We start from the raw sequence: 16,919 nt of genomic DNA on the forward strand, positions 1-16,919 counted from the left end.
ATAGTGAGGAATTAAAATGGCAATACTATTTCAGACGAACATAATAGATTTAATTTTAGCGGTAATGTTAGACTTATTAATTGGAGATCCATATTGGTTTAAACATCCGGTGATTTATATAGGAAAACTTATTTCTAAATTAGATAAGTTAGGCAGAAGGATATGTAAAACTAATGGTCAAATTAAAATTTTTGGCGGAATTATTGTAGTTATAGTAGCACTTTCTAGTTTTTTAGTGCCTTTTATAATTTTGAGAATTTCTAATAAGTTTTTTTGGTTGTACCATATTCTCAATATAATATTGCTTTGGACAACAATAGCTGCTAGATGCCTTCATAAAGAAGGTAAAAAGGTTTATGATTCTTTAGTTAATGATGATATTTATGACGCAAGAGTTAAATTATCGTACCTTGTAGGGCGAGATACAAAAACCCTTACTGAGTATGAAATAGTAAGGGCTGATGTGGAGACCATTGCAGAGAATACAGCAGATGGTGTTATAGCCCCTATTCTCTATGCAATATTAGGGGGAGCACCTTTAGCTATGATGTATAAGGGCATAAATACCATGGATTCAATGCTTGGATATATGAATGAAAAATATAAATATATTGGGTTCTTTCCAGCTAAAACAGACGATGTATTTAATTTTATACCAGCAAGAATAACAGGGTTTTTAATCTGTTTGGCATCACCACTTGTTCGAGGAAATATTGCTTGCAGTATAAAAGTGATGATAAGAGATAGAAAAAATCATAAAAGTCCTAATTGTGCTTATCCAGAAGGAGCAGCAGCGGGGGCTATGGGAGTTAGACTAGGTGGTACGAATGAATATTTTGGAGAAAAAATGTATAAACCAACAATAGGAAACAAAATAAACGATTTGGGGAAAGAACATATAATAGATACAATAAAATTAATGTATGGGGCAATGTTTTATTTAATAATAATATGCATGTTATATGAAATATGCGTATATATGAAGTATTAGTAATAGTGATGTATTTTTGGAGATGATATAATGATACAACTTATAGGGCTAAAGCATGATGTGAAAATAGAAATTAGAGAAAAACTCTCAATTATACCAAAACGCCAAGGAAAGTGCTTAGAGGAACTTTTAAAAATTTGCGAAGAGGCAGTTATTTTAAGTACCTGCAACAGGACAGAGATATATTTTAAATCTAAGGATGAAGAGATTGTTGATAAGATTTTTAAGGCATTAAATTGGGATAGATCTTTAATAAAGTGTGTAGAAAATTATAAGGAAGAAAAAGCAATACAACATTTAATGGATGTGGTCTGTGGGTTTGATTCATTATTACTTGGAGAGGACCAAATTTTAGGGCAAGTTAGGGATGCTTATGAAGCTGCAAAAGGTTCAAAATCAACTAAAAAGGAACTTCAAAGACTTTTTGAAAATGCTATCGCTTGTGGCAAGAAGTTTAGAAATAAATCTAAAATAAGTGAGATACCGGTTTCTTCATCTTCTATGGTAGTTAAAGAAGCAATAGATAGGGGACACAAAAATTTTATGATTTTAGGCTATGGAGCGGTAGGAGAATTAACTTCAAAATATATACTAGAGGGAAAAATAAATTTACTATATATTGCAGTTAGGGATATTCATAAGGCTAATATAGAAGATCCGAGGGTGAAAATGATACCGTTTAACGACATACATAAATATTATGAAAAGGTGGATTGTGTTATATCTTGTACAACGGCCCCTCATACTGTGGTTCACTTAAAGGAGTTACCGAGCAAACACTTATTATTATTTGATTTAGCTGTACCAAGGGACATTGAAGAAATAGTAAGTGAAAACCCCTTATATGAAGTGTATGACATAGATATGTTAGGCGATATCCATGATGCCAACTACAAAAGACGTGAAGCCTCTATGAGGGATAATAGATACATTGTGGATGAAGCTATAAAAGAGTATATAGAGTGGAAAACCATGGAAGAGTTATCGCCTTTTATAAAAAAGTTAAAACACAATGGTGAAGGTGTTTACAAAGAAAGACTAGAGACTTTTAAGCACAAGAAAGAGACTAAGGATAATGAAAAATTAGCAGAGATACTTTTGAAGAGTACTTCAAATGCCTATGTAAACAAAGCTATAGAGGTGTTAAAGGAGGAACATTTGAAGGGGAGGTCTAAGGAATGCGTGGACATAATAAGCAGGATTTTTCAGGTTTAAATTATACCATGATTTCACTGCTATCAGATAAGATTAATATACTTATAGTTGGTGGGGGAGAGGCAGCTCTTATAAAATGTAAAACTTTCTCAAAGGAAGGTTGTAATATTACAGTAGTATCAAAAGAGTTTTGCCTAGAATTTTACACACTACAAAATATTTATAACCTAAAATTAATAAAGGGTGAATATGATGAAAGATATGTGGATCAGAATCATATTGTAATTATCGCTACAGATAATATAGAGACAAATGATGGTATAAAAGGATACTGCGATAGAAAAAGTAAACTATATGTACACTGCGGGGATTATAAACAAGGGTTATTTGTAACACCAGTTCAAAGAAGTACACCCAATATGAAATTTGCATTACATACTAAAAACGGTAGCCCTAAAACAACACTTTTCATGTCGAAAGTCATAGAAGATAAAATTTGTGAGTATGAAGGTTTTATAAATTATACATGTAGCATGAGAAATATGGTAAAGAAGAGTGAAGTCAAAAAGGAAATTATGAATTTTGTATGTAGTGAAGATTTCTACTTTTTCTATAATAAGGGAGTGCAAAATACTATTTTAGAAATGTTTTATGGAGCTGAATTTGGGATAGTTGAGAATTGAAAGTTGAAGTTAAAGGAGGAATAAATTTTGAAAATTAATATAGGAACTAGGAGAAGTGAACTTGCACAAGTACAAGCTAATACAGTTATGGCTATGATTAAAGAAAAATTTAATATTGACTCTGGAAAGGTACTTATTGAGACTAAGGGAGATAGAATTTTAAATGTAACTTTAGATAAAATAGGAGGTAAGGGTCTTTTTGTAAAGGAAATAGAGGTTGCAATGCTGGAGCAAAAAGTTGATATAGCAGTACATAGTATGAAGGATGTACCCTACGACATACCAGAGGAGTTTGAAATAGTGGCTATTCCAGTTAGAGAAGATGTTAGGGATGCATTTGTTGCCTTTAACAACATTAGTTTTTATGACTTGCCTAAGGGCGCAAGAATAGGAACTAGTAGTATTAGACGCGGCACTCAAATTAAGATACTAAGACCAGATGTGGAGATTGTACCTATAAGAGGTAATGTACAGACTAGAATAGCAAAAATAGAAAAGGAAAACCTAGATGGCATAATCCTAGCGGCTGCAGGACTAAAAAGACTAGGTATGGAAAAGATAATTACTAACTATTTTGAACCAACGGAAGTTGTACCAGCAATAGCCCAAGGTGCATTAGGTATTGAAATGGTTAAAAGCCATCCACAAGTATCTATGATTAGAAAATTAGATTGCTACGATGCTAGAATTTGCGTAGACGCAGAAAGAAGCTTTATGGCGACACTTAATGGGGATTGCCATGGTTGTATAGGAGCATATGCTTATTTTGAAGGAGAAACTATGCACATGCTTGGCGTGTTTGAAGTTGATGGGAAAATAGTGAAAAAACAACTTTCAGGAGATAAAAATGATTATATAAAGCTAGGTGCTGATCTAGCTAAAAAAATATTAGAAGATAATTAATCATATTAAAAAGTAGAAAGGGGATACTAATGGGAAAGGTTTATTTAATGGGAGTCGGTCCAGGAGATGAGGAACTAATAACCCTAAAAGCAATAAGAATGCTAGAAAAATGTACTGCAGTTATGTATGATAGGTTAGCAAGTACTAGTATACTTAAATATTTAAAAGCGGAATGTGAAATATACTATTGTGGAAAAGAGCCGGGCTGTCATTATAAAACTCAGGAAGAGATAAATGAAATGCTAGTAATGCTCGCTAAAAAAGGACATGTAGTTGGAAGAATTAAGGGCGGAGATCCATTTGTATTTGGACGTGGCGGAGAGGAAGCTTTAGCACTTCTTGAAGAGAACATTGAATTTGAAGTTATACCAGGAATAACTTCACCAATAGCAGTGCTCAATTATGCTGGGATACCTATCACTCATAGAGGGATAGCTCAAAGTTTCCATATATTCACTGCAATGACCGCAGAAAAACTTAATATTGATTGGAATGCGGTAGCAAGGCTTGGCGGAACTTTGGTTTTTATGATGGGTTTTAAAAATCTAGAAAAGATTGCAGGAAATCTTATATCCAATGGAAAAAGTAAAGATACTCTTTGCGCGGTAATAATGAGAGGAACTACATCAAAGCAGAAGAAGGTAGTGGGAACGCTAGAAGATATTTTATGTAAGGTGCAAAAATCAGAAATATCATCTCCTTGCATTATCGTAGTGGGGGAAGTAATTAAATTTAATGATGAATTCAATTGGTACGAGAAGAAACCTTTATTCGGGAAGAACATCTGTATAACTCGTTCAAAAGAGCAATCAAAGGAATTAAGAGAAAAATTAATAGATTTAGGTGCAGAAGTACTTGAGATAAATTCCATTGAATTTAAAAACACTTCATATAATTTAGATGATTATAAAACAAAGCTTGCGGGCTATGATTTTTTAACTTTAACCAGTGTAAATGGAGTGAATATCTTTTTCGATTACTTAAAGGATATTGAATTTGATATTAGGAAGCTCAAAGCTAAAATTGCAGCCATAGGGCCAGCCACTGCAAGCGCTCTTAAAAATAGAGGGATTATGCCAGAAATAGTTGCAGATCATTTTGTTGCTGAAAGTTTGTTTGAGAAAATGAATACATACGTAAAGGCGAAAGATAAAATATTAGTTCCTCGATCTAAAGATGCAAGACCTTATTTGGTAGAAGAATTAAGAAGTATTGGCTGCAGCGTGGATGAAGTTTTCACATATGAAACGGTTTGTGGTAAATTAAGATATGAAAATGAAATAAAAGATGTAGATTTGATAGTATTTACTTCGCCGTCGACTGTTAAAAATATGATTACAATGGTAGGTATTGAAGTTATAAAATCGAAAACGGCACTGGCTATAGGACCTATAACTGCAAAGGAACTTTCAGATAATGGTATAGAATCTATTATATGTGATGAATATAGTGCAGAAGGGGTTATAAGCAAGCTTGTAAAAATGTAATGTTAATTTAGAGATGATTTACAGCACCGCAGGTGATGAATTAATAACAATTTGTGGATAAAATGATAATTTATTTAATTAGGAGTGGATAACTGTGTTCAAAAGGAATAGAAGATTAAGAGAAACAAGTAATATAAGAGATTTAGTAAGAGAAACGATATTAACACCATCAGATTTTATATTTCCTATTTTTGTAGTAGAAGGTGAAAATATTAAAGAAGAAATATCTTCAATGCCAGGGAATTATCATTTTTCATTAGATAGACTTCATGAAATTATTGAAGAAGTTGAAGAAGTGGGCGTACGTGGAGTAATTTTATTCGGATTACCAGATCATAAAGATGAAGTAGGTTGTGGGGCCTTTGATAAAAATGGTATTGTTCAAAGAGCAGTTAAAAAGGTACGAGAGATATCAAAAAAATTAGTTATAATAACGGATGTATGTATGTGTCAATATACTAGTCATGGACACTGTGGAATATTAGAAAACGAGAAAGTAGATAACGATAAGAGTTTAAAATATATGGCAGAAATAGCATTATCTCATGCTGCAGCTGGAGCGGACATGATAGCACCATCTGACATGATGGATGGTCACGTAGCTGCAATAAGAGAAATTTTAGACGGAAATGGATTTAAAGATGTATCAATAATGGCTTATAGTGCAAAATACTCGTCAGCGTTTTATGGCCCTTTTAGAGAAGCGGCTAACTCAACGCCACAGTCTGGGGATAGAAAAACTTATCAAATGGATCCAGCAAATATCAGAGAAGCTATGAGAGAAATAGAATGCGATATTGAAGAGGGCGCAGATATTGTAATGGTAAAACCAGCATTATCATATTTAGATGTAATAAGATGGGCTCGTGATAGACATGATGTGCCAATAGCAGCTTATAGTGTTAGTGGAGAATTTGCTATGGTAAAATCAGCTGCAAAAATGGGATTAATTGATGAAAAAGCTGTAGCTATGGAAATGCATATGTCTATGAAAAGAGCAGGAGCGGATATGATAATCACTTATTATGCACTTGATTTATGTAGATGGATTAAGGGATAATTAGAAATTAAATATTTAGAAAAGAGGAAATTACGATGAGAAATTTAGATATATTTAATGAATCAAAGCAATATATGCCTGGTGGAGTTAATAGCCCAGTTAGAGCGTTTAAAGATGTAAGTGTAACTCCCCCAATTATTAAAAGTGGTAAGGGGGCATATATTTATGATGAAGATGGAAATAAATATATAGATTTTGTATGCGCTTGGGGACCTATGATACTTGGGCATAGTGATGATGATGTAGTAAAAGCTATACAAAATACTTGCACCAGTGCTATTGCATTTGGTGCACCTACAGAATTAGAACTAAAACTCGCAAGGCACATTTGTAGCACTGTAGATAGTGTAGACATGATTAGAATGGTCAACTCAGGTACAGAAGCCACAATGAGTGCAGTTAAGCTTGCAAGGGGATATACAAGAAAGAATAAAATAATAAAATTTGCAGGTTGCTACCATGGACATTTTGAAGGCTTTCTAGTTGAAGCCGGTTCAGGAGTAATGACCGCGGGAATACCAGGTTCAGCAGGCGTTCCTGAGGAAAGTATTATACATACATTAATTGCAAATTACAATGACATTAGCAGCGTTAAAGCATTGTTTGATAAATATAGTGATGATATTGCCTGTATAATAATTGAGCCAGTAGCAGGAAATATGGGAGTTATACCAGCTGAAAAAGAATTTTTATTAGAGCTTAGAAATTTATGTGATGAATACAAGAGTCTACTTATTTTTGATGAAGTAATGAGTGGATTTAGAGTAGCATATAAAGGAGCACAAAGTATTTATGGAATAGTTCCTGATTTAGTAACTTATGCAAAAATCATGGGAGGGGGACTTCCTTGTGGTGCATATGGTGGGAAAAAAGAAATAATGGAGTTATTATCTCCTATGGGACCAGTTTATCAAGCGGGAACTATGTCTGGGAATCCAGTGGTAATGGCAGCAGGATATGAAACATTAACTAAGCTTTATAATAACCCTAGTCAATACGCGTACATGGAGAAAATTTCAGAAAAACTTCAAAAGGGGCTACTAGAAATTGCAAAAGAAAAGGGTATACCTATGGTAGTTAATAGATGTGGTTCAATGCTCACAGCATTCTTTACAAAGAAGAGTGAAGTTAAAACTTTTGAAGATGCTAAAACCTGTGATCCATCGCTATTTGCAAAATACTTTGAACATATGATAAAAAGTGGAATAAATATTGCACCTTCTCAATTTGAGGCAATATTCTTATGCGTTAAGCATACTGATAATGATATTGAAAAATTCTTAGAGGCGTTTAATAGTTTTAAAATATAAGAGTTCAGTGAATAACAGGCACAATATGTGAAGTAACAATTTATTCTTGCTGTATGCTATAACGAAAAGTATATATCGCTACAGATGCGTTCGCTTTGCCAAGTAATTCTAAAATTTATTTTATTTACAGTTGCTAAAAAACACAAACTCGCTAGCGCTCAAACATGTGTTTTTCTTAACGCATCTGAAACTAAAACAAATTAAGAATAACTAAGGCTCGCTCAAACGCATTTTACGCGATATATACTTTTGTTAGTATCTATTAAGAAAAAATACTTAATTTCTAAAATTGAAGGAAGTGTAAAACATGAGATTTATTAAAGACAATGAATTTATAAGGGGCAATTGCCCAATGACTAAGGAAGAAGTAAGAATATTAAGTGTGGTAAAACTTGAGCTTCAAGAGGATTATAGGGTATTAGACATCGGTGCTGGAACAGGATCGGTAAGTGTTCAGATTGCTCAGATATGCAGTAGCGGCGAAGTAATCGCTATAGAAAAAGATGTTGATGCATTAGAGGTTATAAAACAAAATAAAGAAAAATTTAAAACGAGTAACCTGGAAATACAAAGTTCAGAAGCTATGGAGATCCAGCCTAATATAACAGGAGAATTTGATGCTATATTTGTAGGTGGAAGTGGTGGAAATATAGCTGATATTATCGAGAAGTATGGAAGTAAGCTTAAGAAAAACAGAAATATCGTTTTAAATTTTATAACAATAAATAATGTGTACAAGGCTATGGAAGCTTTAAAAACATTAAATTATGAAGTAGAATGTGTACAAATTCAAGTAAGTAAGACAAAAGGAAAGAGCTATATGTTAATGGCAAATAATCCTATATTTGTTGTTAGTGGAAAAAAAATATAAAAAGTATATATTACTATTAATGCATTCACTTCGCTAAGAAGTTCTAAAGCTCGCTTCAATGCATTATAGGTAATATATACTTTTTTTGCGCATAAATCGGTAGGATTTCTAAATGAAATTTCAATTGTTTCTGCTCCTCTTATTTGAAGTCGCTTCCGGAGAAAATCATACTATTATGCAGGTAGCCTAGTATAAATCTTAATAATTCCCACTAAAAAGTCTTTTAGCCTGTAGGATGAAGCGATTAGGAGTAACAAGTTTTGAACTTTCATATATGCTTGCTGAAAAATTATGTCAAACTGGTAAGGCTTTTATTGTTGAAGGTAATTTTGAAGATAAATTCGCAACAAAAATTTTCTCTGACTTAAAAACAAAATATAACTACAAAATATTACAATTATATTGTCATGCACCAGAAGAAATATTATATAAAAGATATATTGAACGTGATAATTCAGGGAAAAGACATCCAGGGCATATTATTCAGATAAGTGGACTTGATGAATTTAAGAAAAGAGTTACAAATAAGAACTTTAAGTTAAAAATAGATAATTGTATAAATATAGATGTAGATACAACAAAATTTGAAGATATTAGATTACAAAATATTTATGATGAAATAATAGAAAATATTAACTTATAAATAATGTTACAACCTTGTTAAATTTCACGTCACAAACAATAAAAGGTTGTGGCGTTTTTACTTGTGACGACTTATTTATTAATGATACATGTATCATTGTAATTTACTGCGAAGCAAATATTAGTTGAAGTATTATGATTTTTAAGATCGTTATATAATATATAGGGTTGTTTCATTTTGTCTTTGTTGGAGTATATCAATCTCAATTCAATTTGTGATTTATTGTTGCATTATTAATATTATATATTGGGGGCGTTAAATTGGAAACTGGAAAATCTAATAGAATACTGAATTATATAATGGCTAGTGTTTTATTTGTTTTATGGGGGAGTATCTTTCTTATTCATGGAATAGCAGGTGCTGTGGCATGGCCACTATCAATGTTATTTTTTGCACCAATTGGTGTTATATTGGTATTTATTAATATGATACTGCTCATTATCTGCTTAGTAAGAAAGAAAAATATTATTCATAAAGTAATTGCATTGCTATTATCTATTTTTCTTGCATTTCCTATTCTTATGTTATTCGATGTTTTACAGCTTAAATATCCTGCGAACATTGATAAAGTAAAGCCTTCAATTACAGTAAGATGGCCATTAAAGGAGAGGACAATTGTTGGATGGGGTGGAGATACCATAGAAACTAATTCGCCACATGTTAGATGGTCAGCTGAAAGGTGGGCATATGATTTGGTTATGGAACCAGAAAATATAGGTAGTAAAAATCTTAGGGACTATGGAATTTACGATAAAGAGGTTGTTGCACCAATTTCAGGAACAATTATTGCCGCTTATGATAAGGAAAATGATATACTACCCAATACAGAGAAATTTCTATCTATGGAAGGTAATCATGTTTACATAAAGATAGATAAAACGGGGACATTTTTACTGCTGAATCACTTGAAAAAAGGTAGCGTCCTTGTGAAAGCTGGAGAACATGTAAGTGATGGAGATATCATTGGAAGTGTTGGAAACTCAGGTTCCACATCTGAACCTCATTTGCATATTCATCATCAACGGCAAGATCCAACAAAAACTATTTATTCAATCTTTGCAGAAGGTTTGCCACTTTATTTTAAAACTATCGATGGCAAACCTATGCCGGAGAAGGGTTCAATTATAACACCTAAGAAATTCGCTTTGGAATGTTCATAAATGGTACATCAATCATGATTCTATGATATATGGAGAATTGTAAAATATTGTGAACCTTAATCTATATTAGAGTAATAAAAAAAATGCTTGATTATATTTAACGTGGTACATTTTGTTTAACAATATTTCAGAAGGGAAGTCTCCCACTTCTATAAGTGGGAGTATAAATTTCATTTAAAGCTCGCTTCAATGCATTATACGTAATATATACTTTTTTTTGCACATAAATAGGAAATATTGCAGCTTCGCAGGTTATGATTTAACTATTATTCTATGGTTGCTTAAAAATCCATAAATTATTTTTTGTATCTGAAAATAACATCACATAAAAAATATGTTTAATATATGAATATATAAAGGGGGGTTCACTGCAAAAACTGCTGACACAAAGAGGCGAGTTTGATAATGATTAGCCTCAGTTTTCAAAATGGTATGATTTATTTCTTGAAAAAGAAATTGTTACTGAACGTATTGTGAATTTTAGGGTGTTAGTCATGGTTTTGTAAATGAATTTTTATATACTTATAGTATGTAATTTTTGATTCCTAAAGCTATGCCATCATTATTTACGGTATCAGTCACTTTTTTTGCATAGTTTTTAACTTCATCACTAGCATTTCCCATAGCTATTCCGCATCCAACTGTAGATAACATTTCTATATCATTTTTTCCATCACCAAAAGCATAGCTATTTTCTATTGAAATATTTAAATAAGCTAATGCTTTTAAGATTCCTGTAGCTTTTGTATTTCTTTTTGAATAAAGCTCAAAAGAGTTTTCTTTTACATTATGAATATAATCATAATTATCATTTCCTAAGGATAAACAATAATCTGCACCTTTCTTATCTTTGCAGAGCATTTCAATTTTATAGGTATCTACATTTTCAATATCATAATTAATTTTTAAGTACTTTCTAGAAATACTAAAACTATCATAAATTGAATAAAATTCTTTGTAATTTTCTTTCATATATGAATATACCTCTCCTTGTAACATGTATTGAATGTTAAGTCTTTCAAAATTATTAGTTATTTTCTTTATAAAATCTTTATCAAGTGGGTCGTTATAAATAAGATTATCTTTGATTTTTACTTGTGCTCCATTTGTAAGAATAAAACCATCAAATCCAAAATTCAACAAAGATTCACTTAAAAATGCATAAGGTCTACCTGTTGCAATGAATGCATAATATCCATTGGTTTGCAAAATACGAATTGCTTGTTTCACTTTATGAGTAATATCTGTTAACCCATTTAAACAATCTATTAATGTTCCATCTATGTCAAAAAACACTGCTTTTTTCATAAATATATACTACCTCCTCACTGTCATTTTAATAATTTATTGAGTCTTTGACTAAAAGAATAGGATAATTACAATTTCTCATAAAACTCTATTTTTTCTTCCGATGGCCCTTTTAATATAAAAAAACTAACTTTATTCTCTCCAAAAAAAATATATTGCACTTCATCTTCTATAATATTATATCCTCTACATTTACAAATTTTAAATGCTTTTTCAATATCAGAAAGTTTATTGATATATTAGCTATTGCGCCTACTTTTCCTTTGGTATTTAAAGTTTCATTAGTTTCAATTACTATATCTTTAAATTGAAGAAATGGCACCTGCTCATTTGCTTCTTTATTAAAAGTTCTTAAAATAGTTTTAAATCCTAAATCTATATAAAATTTCATGGTTTTTTGTAAATTAATAGTTGAAATTTTTATATGTTTAATTTCTGTAGAAAGGGAAATTCAAAATTTGGAGATTCTTTTAAAGGTTGTAAAATATAAAAGATAATAAAAAATAACATGCTAATTAATTTTATAATTAGCATGTTATTTTTATTGACAATGCTTTTTATTAAATAATTCTTTCAATATAATATTAAAAATATGTTATGATTATATTATAGGTTATATATATCATAAAAGAATTATATATACATCATTGTAAAAAGAATGAAAAGTAAGGATTAGCTATATAATGGGAGGTGACACCAATTGAATCCAGCACTTTGGATTTGCATATTTATGCCGATAGTTACATGGTATATTATAAGCTTATGCTTATATGCTGTTGTGAAACTGTATAAAAATACGAATTAAATTTAAGAGGTGATAATAATCGAAAATGAAATTCAGATAATTACAGACATAGATAAAAAGATAGGAGCAATATTAGATACATTGACGATGGATTATGGAATGAGCACAGAATGTCTATCACATTTGTTGGGCGTAAAAAGTGATGGACACAAGGTTGAAGTACCGACAGGGTTTGCAGAGCGTTCTTCCTTTGGTAATTTAATAGCAATGTTAGACATTATTCCAAAGGAGGAACCAGATTTTAAGTTTAAAGCATTTTTAGGAGTTCTAATTGAAGTACATAAGATTAGTGCTGATACTATTGCCAAATTTGCAAAAATTCCAACACAGTATGTTTTAGATTTCATGATTGAGAGTAGCACAGTGCCAATTGAGATAAAATATAAGCTTGCATCAGTAATAATGACATTAGGACTTATATTTAAAACTGTTGAGCCTAAAATATAATATATGTTATATTAAGCGATTTCGGACATAATGAATATTATTCTTATATTGTTAACTAACTAGTGTAAAAAACACTCTAGTTTTATTTTATTTGAGAGTTTTAATATAACCTTTATGATATTTATTTTAGATATTATTTGATTAACGTAGGCAATTGATTTTAATGTTGTTTCTATATAAAAGAATTGATGGGATATTAAGAAAATAACTCTTTGGCTAAAAATAAATTGTGCTAAATAGCATATATTAAGAAAAGTTACTCTAAGCCTGAGGCTTTTCCAATACTAATTGTTATGTCCCCCCAGAGAACTGCCCAGAGGCAGGGTCTTAAATTAAAGAAAAAACAAAAATACTATTATGGGTATTTAATACATAAGCATTCATAAAGTTCTTGGATATCCAGAAGTTTGTTATTATTCTATTTGTTATGGCGATAAAGTGGGTATGTGATATGAGATTCATTAGGCAAAAACAATCATTATAGGTATGTAAACTATGTAAAATTACTTAATTTTAACAATGGAGGTTACAATGTATAATTATGTTATATTTGATATTGATGGTACGATTTTAGATACCGAATTTGCAGTTCTTTCATCACTCCAAAAATTAATGTTTGAAGAACTTAATAAAAATTTTAGCTTTGAAGAATTAAGATTCGCTTTAGGTATTCCAGGAGAGGTAACATTAAATAAACTTGGAATAACTAATCTTCATGAGTCTAATGAGAAATGGAATAGATATTTAAAAGAATATCTTTCTCATGTGAAAGTTTTCGATGACATTAAGGATACATTAGTTAAATTAAATGAAATGGGAATTTCAGTAGGTATAGTTACTTCAAAGACTAAAAAAGAGTACATAAATGACTTTGTACCTTTTGGGTTAACCAATTACTTTAAATTAGTAGTTTGCGCAGACGATACAGAAAAACATAAGCCTAATCCAGAACCTATTTTAAAATTTATTGAATTATCAGGAGCAGATAAATCAAAGACAATTTACATTGGTGACACTAAATATGATATGGACTGTGCATTCAGTGCTGGTATAGATTTTGCATTAGCGTTATGGGGTGCTAAATCCTCAAGTGGGATTAATGCAAATTATATTTTTCAAAAACCTAAACAAATATTGGAATTTATAGAGGTTTAATCCGGATTAAGGGAAACTCAAAATTTGGGGATTCTCTTAAAGGTTGTAAAATATAAAAGATAAACAGAAGGATGTGCTAGCGAACCTGAGGCAGGATGTCGAGTGTGGTCACATAATAATTAATAATTGTTATGTACCTAAGAGAACTACCCAGAGGCAGAGAATTTTATATTCGCAAAACACTGATTTTTAGGCGCAAAAAAAGTATATATTACGTATAATGCATTGAAGCAAGCTTTAGAACTTCTTATTTTATTTTTAATTAAGATGCGTTTCGAAAAACATATGTTTGAGCGACAGCGAGTTTATGTTTTCTAGCAGATTAATTAAAAATAAAATTAGTAGTTCTTAGTCAAGTGAATGCATTAATCGTATTGCAATACGCGTAATATATACTTTTTTTCTCTTTATTTTGAAGTTAAATAACCTTCTTTCATTAAAAGTTCAGCAGAAAGCACTGCGCCACCGGCTGCACCACGTAAAGTGTTATGAGATAGGCAAACAAATTTATAGTCAAACAATTTATCTTCCCTAAGTCTTCCAAGTGATATGCCCATTCCTTTTTCAATATCTCTATCTAGTCTAGCTTGAGGTCTATCATTTTCCTCAAAATAAGTTAGGAATTGCTCTGGGGCATTTGGTAGTTCTAAAAGCTGTGGTTTGCCTTCGTAACTTGCCCAATGCTTTAAAATAGTTTCTTTTGATGGTTTATTTTCAAAAGAAACAAAAACTGCAGCTAAGTGACCATCTGCCACAGGAACACGAATGCATTGAGTTGAAATTATAGGTTCCGCAGCATTAACTATCTTATTATCCTCCATATGGCCCCAAATTTTTAGGGGTTCCTGCTCGCTCTTTTCTTCTTCTCCACCTATATAGGGTATAACGTTGTCAATGATTTCCGGCCAGTCTGAAAATATTTTTCCAGAACCTGATATAGCCTGATAGGTGCAAACTAATATTTTTGTGGGTTTATATTCCATAAGGGCGCTTATAGCAGGAACATAACTTTGAATTGAGCAGTTGGGTTTCGCAACGATAAAGCCTCTTTTAGTGCCTAAACGCTTACGTTGTGCGTTAATTAATTCAAAATGGTCAGCATTTATTTCTGGAATAACCATCGGAACATCAGGTGTACCTCGGTGTGCAGAGTTATTTGAAACTACAGGAGTCTCAGCTTTTGCATATTTCTCTTCAATTTCTCTTATTTCATTAGCTTTCATATTAACAGCACAGAAGACAAAATCTACCTCACTGCTTATTACATCTACTTCATTTATATTTTTAATTACAATATTCTTAACGCTTTCAGGCATAGGTACGTCTAGTTTCCATCTGTTATTTACTGCGTCATAATAAGTTTTACCCACAGAGTTCTCACTAGCAGCAATAACAGCTATTTCAAAATAAGGGTGATTTTCAAGTAGTGTAACAAGACGTTGACCAACAAATCCAGTTCCACCTAATAATCCAACTTTTAATTTTTTATACATTGTATTAATACCTCCGATTCTAATGATATACATTTGTAGAAAAATATAAATATTACACTTAAATATATTAATATCCATGATATAAAGGGAATAGTATGATAAACATAAAAACATATATACTACTATTATATATATTACTATTATAAATAATTATAATGTTAAAAAGTATATACTTCAAGCAATTTATTATATAGAATGGAAAGAAACGATAAATTTATATCTTGACAATGAAGTCATAAGTTATATAATTTTCTTTAGAAGAAGTCTAATAGAAATGGGGAATAAAGTTGGCTAAAAATGAGAAAAATAAAATAAAGCTATATGGATTTAACAACTTAACAAAATCATTAAGTTTTAATATTTATGATATTTGCTATACGAAAACAGAAGAAGATCGCAAAAGATATATAGAGTATATTGATGAACAATATAACGCTGAGAGGTTAACGAAAATTCTTACCGATGTTACTGAGACGATAGGCGCAAGTGTACTAAATATTGCAAAGCAGAACTATGATCCCCAAGGAGCAAGCGTAACATTACTTATTTCAGAGGAAGAAATTCCATTATATGTAGTGGATCCTTCCTGTAATAGAGGAATTTTAACTCCGGTACGCGCGAATATCGTGGGACATTTAGATAAAAGTCATGTAACAGTACATACTTATCCTGAAAGCCATCCTCAAAATGATATAAGCACTTTTAGAGTAGATATAGATGTAGCCACTTGTGGTACTATTTCGCCATTAAAAGCTCTAAATTACTTAATAGATAGTTTTGATTCGGATATTATTACTATTGATTATAGAGTTCGTGGCTTCACTAGAGATATGGATGGTCAAAAACATTTTATAGATCATGAAATTAATTCTATACAAGATTATATTTCAAAAGAAACTATAAATAAATACAACTTAATTGATATGAATATATATCAATCTAATATATTTCATACTAAAATGATATTAAACGATTTTGAGCTAGATAATTATTTATTTGAAATTAAACAAGAAGATTTAAATGAAGATGAAAAATGTGATATTATACAAAAATTAAAAAAGGAAATGGGCGAAATATTTTATGGTATGGATATTTCTAATGAGTAAATTTCTATGAAATTTTATCTAAGGCACATTAAAATGAATAATTATTCATTTTAATGTGCCTTAATAATTATTAAGGCTTTATCATAAAGCATGATTAGAGTTATAGATTTTTAGCTATCTTAATAAAAACTGAGCCAAAAAAATAATTGTAAATATTTAACATAATATTGGCGGGTAATATAGTTATAAATGTAACACTTATTCCCAAAATAATTTTATTGAGATAAAAAAAATGTAATTATCTTTAAATATTTATATATTTTTATTATGAAACTTAAAACAGTGTAATAATATTCTAATCCTAAAAGAAACTTTAGTAAACTTGTAGATAAATAATTATTA

The 16,919-nt window shown here is 30.8% G+C and carries 16 protein-coding genes; 13 read left to right on the top strand and 3 right to left on the bottom strand.

Annotated features, from left to right (window positions below; genetic code table 11):
• Nucleotides 1-40: 40 nt before the first annotated feature.
• The 10 genes from cbiB (at nt 41) to ACWJJT_RS14960 (ending at nt 10,263) form a co-directional block, all read left to right on the top strand.
• Nucleotides 41-991, top strand: a complete 951-nt coding sequence (cbiB, locus tag ACWJJT_RS14915) for an adenosylcobinamide-phosphate synthase CbiB (protein WP_462956792.1) — start codon at nt 41-43, stop codon at nt 989-991.
• A 30-nt stretch (nt 992-1,021) separates the two neighbouring features.
• A complete protein-coding gene (hemA, locus tag ACWJJT_RS14920) occupies nt 1,022-2,206 on the top strand; it encodes a glutamyl-tRNA reductase (protein ID WP_462955257.1) in 1,185 nt (394 codons plus the stop codon).
• On the top strand, nt 2,170-2,829 hold the full coding sequence (locus ACWJJT_RS14925; protein WP_462955258.1) for an NAD(P)-dependent oxidoreductase: 660 nt from the start codon (nt 2,170-2,172) through the stop codon (nt 2,827-2,829). The genes hemA and ACWJJT_RS14925 overlap by 37 nt, the downstream gene beginning before the upstream one ends.
• A 27-nt stretch (nt 2,830-2,856) precedes the next feature.
• Complete coding sequence (gene hemC, locus ACWJJT_RS14930; protein ID WP_165411632.1) at nt 2,857-3,732, top strand: hydroxymethylbilane synthase; 876 nt, start codon at nt 2,857-2,859, stop codon at nt 3,730-3,732.
• 29 nt (nt 3,733-3,761) lie between these two features.
• Nucleotides 3,762-5,219: a uroporphyrinogen-III C-methyltransferase gene (cobA, locus tag ACWJJT_RS14935; protein ID WP_462955259.1), complete on the top strand. Its 1,458-nt coding sequence runs from the start codon at nt 3,762-3,764 to the stop codon at nt 5,217-5,219.
• 94 nt (nt 5,220-5,313) lie between these two features.
• Complete coding sequence (hemB, locus tag ACWJJT_RS14940) at nt 5,314-6,279, top strand: porphobilinogen synthase (protein WP_216301932.1); 966 nt, start codon at nt 5,314-5,316, stop codon at nt 6,277-6,279.
• Nucleotides 6,280-6,314: 35 nt separating this feature from the next.
• Nucleotides 6,315-7,589: a glutamate-1-semialdehyde 2,1-aminomutase gene (hemL, locus tag ACWJJT_RS14945; RefSeq protein WP_462955260.1), complete on the top strand. Its 1,275-nt coding sequence runs from the start codon at nt 6,315-6,317 to the stop codon at nt 7,587-7,589.
• A gap of 307 nt (nt 7,590-7,896) precedes the next feature.
• A complete protein-coding gene (cbiT, locus tag ACWJJT_RS14950; RefSeq protein ID WP_462955261.1) occupies nt 7,897-8,460 on the top strand; it encodes a precorrin-6Y C5,15-methyltransferase (decarboxylating) subunit CbiT in 564 nt (187 codons plus the stop codon).
• A gap of 235 nt (nt 8,461-8,695) precedes the next feature.
• Nucleotides 8,696-9,103, top strand: a complete 408-nt coding sequence (locus tag ACWJJT_RS14955) for a hypothetical protein (protein ID WP_220319599.1) — start codon at nt 8,696-8,698, stop codon at nt 9,101-9,103.
• 260 nt (nt 9,104-9,363) lie between these two features.
• Nucleotides 9,364-10,263 (top strand): M23 family metallopeptidase, encoded by a 900-nt coding sequence (locus ACWJJT_RS14960; RefSeq protein WP_462955262.1) that lies wholly within the window; start codon nt 9,364-9,366, stop codon nt 10,261-10,263.
• 522 nt (nt 10,264-10,785) lie between these two features.
• Here ACWJJT_RS14960 and ACWJJT_RS14965 read toward each other — a convergent pair.
• Together ACWJJT_RS14965 and ACWJJT_RS14970 are read right to left on the bottom strand one after the other, a co-directional pair.
• On the bottom strand, nt 10,786-11,571 hold the full coding sequence (locus tag ACWJJT_RS14965; RefSeq protein ID WP_462953626.1) for an HAD family hydrolase: 786 nt from the start codon (nt 11,569-11,571) through the stop codon (nt 10,786-10,788).
• A 169-nt stretch (nt 11,572-11,740) separates the two neighbouring features.
• Nucleotides 11,741-11,962 (bottom strand): hypothetical protein, encoded by a 222-nt coding sequence (locus tag ACWJJT_RS14970; protein ID WP_462955263.1) that lies wholly within the window; start codon nt 11,960-11,962, stop codon nt 11,741-11,743.
• A gap of 423 nt (nt 11,963-12,385) precedes the next feature.
• Here ACWJJT_RS14970 and ACWJJT_RS14975 point away from each other — a divergent pair, with 423 nt between their 5' ends.
• Together ACWJJT_RS14975 and ACWJJT_RS14980 are read left to right on the top strand one after the other, a co-directional pair.
• Nucleotides 12,386-12,823 carry an HTH domain-containing protein gene (locus ACWJJT_RS14975; protein WP_462955264.1) on the top strand — a complete coding sequence of 146 codons (438 nt, stop codon included), beginning with the start codon at nt 12,386-12,388 and terminating at the stop codon, nt 12,821-12,823.
• A gap of 531 nt (nt 12,824-13,354) precedes the next feature.
• The gene (locus ACWJJT_RS14980; protein ID WP_462953631.1) at nt 13,355-13,978 is read left to right on the top strand and encodes an HAD family hydrolase; all 624 of its coding nucleotides are present in this window, start codon (nt 13,355-13,357) and stop codon (nt 13,976-13,978) included.
• 407 nt (nt 13,979-14,385) lie between these two features.
• Here ACWJJT_RS14980 and asd read toward each other — a convergent pair whose 3' ends face one another.
• Nucleotides 14,386-15,471, bottom strand: coding sequence for an aspartate-semialdehyde dehydrogenase (gene asd / locus ACWJJT_RS14985; RefSeq protein ID WP_462955265.1), 1,086 nt, complete (start codon nt 15,469-15,471; stop codon nt 14,386-14,388).
• Between the two features lie 287 nt (nt 15,472-15,758).
• Between asd and speD the strand changes: the two genes are divergently transcribed.
• Nucleotides 15,759-16,577: an adenosylmethionine decarboxylase gene (speD, locus tag ACWJJT_RS14990; RefSeq protein WP_462955266.1), complete on the top strand. Its 819-nt coding sequence runs from the start codon at nt 15,759-15,761 to the stop codon at nt 16,575-16,577.
• Nucleotides 16,578-16,919: the final 342 nt, after the last annotated feature.

This window comes from Clostridium sp. CM041 (assembly GCF_055081035.1).

Excerpts from the sequence above, each read along its gene's own strand:
- hemA (WP_462955257.1), top strand. The coding sequence starts at position 1,022 with ATGATACAACTTATAGGGCTAAAGCATGATGTGAAAATAGAAATTAGA.
- ACWJJT_RS14925 (WP_462955258.1), top strand. The coding sequence starts at position 2,170 with ATGCGTGGACATAATAAGCAGGATTTTTCAGGTTTAAATTATACCATG.
- cobA (WP_462955259.1), top strand. The coding sequence starts at position 3,762 with ATGGGAAAGGTTTATTTAATGGGAGTCGGTCCAGGAGATGAGGAACTA.
- hemL (WP_462955260.1), top strand. The coding sequence starts at position 6,315 with ATGAGAAATTTAGATATATTTAATGAATCAAAGCAATATATGCCTGGT.
- cbiT (WP_462955261.1), top strand. The coding sequence starts at position 7,897 with ATGAGATTTATTAAAGACAATGAATTTATAAGGGGCAATTGCCCAATG.
- ACWJJT_RS14955 (WP_220319599.1), top strand. The coding sequence starts at position 8,696 with ATGAAGCGATTAGGAGTAACAAGTTTTGAACTTTCATATATGCTTGCT.
- ACWJJT_RS14965 (WP_462953626.1), bottom strand. The coding sequence starts at position 11,571 with ATGAAAAAAGCAGTGTTTTTTGACATAGATGGAACATTAATAGATTGT.
- ACWJJT_RS14970 (WP_462955263.1), bottom strand. The coding sequence starts at position 11,962 with ATGAAATTTTATATAGATTTAGGATTTAAAACTATTTTAAGAACTTTT.
- ACWJJT_RS14980 (WP_462953631.1), top strand. The coding sequence starts at position 13,355 with ATGTATAATTATGTTATATTTGATATTGATGGTACGATTTTAGATACC.
- asd (WP_462955265.1), bottom strand. The coding sequence starts at position 15,471 with ATGTATAAAAAATTAAAAGTTGGATTATTAGGTGGAACTGGATTTGTT.